Origin of the sequence: Yeosuana marina (genome assembly GCF_011762485.1) — a bacterium.
Lineage (GTDB): Bacteria > Bacteroidota > Bacteroidia > Flavobacteriales > Flavobacteriaceae > Yeosuana > Yeosuana marina.
Genome location: NZ_JAAKGI010000050.1, coordinates 1 through 1,081, shown reverse-complemented (window position 1 = coordinate 1,081; position 1,081 = coordinate 1). Strand labels below are relative to the sequence as shown.

Annotated in this window: 1 protein-coding gene; it reads right to left on the bottom strand. The window is 32.7% G+C overall.

The window, feature by feature from the left end:
* Window positions 1–205: 205 nt before the first annotated feature.
* Window positions 206–976 (bottom strand): hypothetical protein, encoded by a 771-nt coding sequence (locus G5V56_RS18830; RefSeq protein WP_166968086.1) that lies wholly within the window; start codon window positions 974–976, stop codon window positions 206–208.
* Window positions 977–1,081 lie beyond the last annotated feature (105 nt).

Sequence of the window (1,081 nt, the reverse complement as noted above, 5' to 3'; positions counted from 1 at the left end):
AGAGTAGTTTTTGACGGATTTTTCTAAAGAATTTTATCATTGGTTAGCGGTTGGTTATAATGAAGCACAACGTGATTGGCTATGGTTTCGTTGCGTGAAAATCCGCGAGGATTTTCCGCCGTAAATCGAAGATAGCAAATTTGCGAGGACTTTCCGAGAGGAAAGTCAGAAGCAATGAATTATAGCCGGTGTTGGCAACCGTATTTTATTCTTTAACTATTTTAAAATATTTCATATTGTGTGTGATAGTATCCCCAATCTTTACTGGCTGACCATTATATGTGGCTATTTTATTGTCGCAAATGTTATCAGTTACTTTTATAAGTAAATTATAGTCAGCATTTTTCTTGTTTTTGCCTATAACTTTTCCAGTTATCAGACAACCAAAATCAGTTTCGTTTGTATAAACTGACCATGTTGCTGAAGGAACTTTTACAACATTGTCGATTTCAAGTTTTTTAAAGATTAATCGGTTTTGTTTTCTCTTTAATTTATATTCCCTTTTAATGCTGTCGCGAACAGCTTTAGGAGGATTAAGTTCTTCGAAGACTCTTTTATAACAAATATTATTGCTTTTGAAAAGTCCATTTTCCACAGCTTTTAAGTGAATAAGGGGCAATTTATCAAACTTTTTTCTACGAAGTCTATCGACTTTTTTCAAGGTCATAAAATCATAAGTTCCATCATACATCATGATGAGCTCAATTGTATTACAATTTTTTTTCAGTTTAATGTCAGTTGGTTCCATACCTACGTAACGAAATAATAAACTGTCGATATATTGCGGAATAGTAAGTTTAAAATGTCCGTCCATATCTGTTTTTCCGAGAAGTAATGAATCAGAACTTCGAATATCTAACATTGGTAATGGTTCTAAAAGGTCAGTTATAACTCTTCCAGTGATATTTCGAGTTTGTCCATTTAGATTAAGACCATAAAGAAGTAAAGCAATTATTAATATTGTTGTTATTTTCATTTTTGGAGTTCGCTCTAATATGGTTGCCAACGTGATTGTATAAGATTAGTGGCGTGTTTAAGCACCTAATTTAGCAAATAAAAACTGAATAGAAAATCCGCGAGG

Bases quoted from the DNA above. Each gene is read 5' to 3' on its own strand.
- G5V56_RS18830 (WP_166968086.1), bottom strand. From the start codon at position 976: ATGAAAATAACAACAATATTAATAATTGCTTTACTTCTTTATGGTCTT.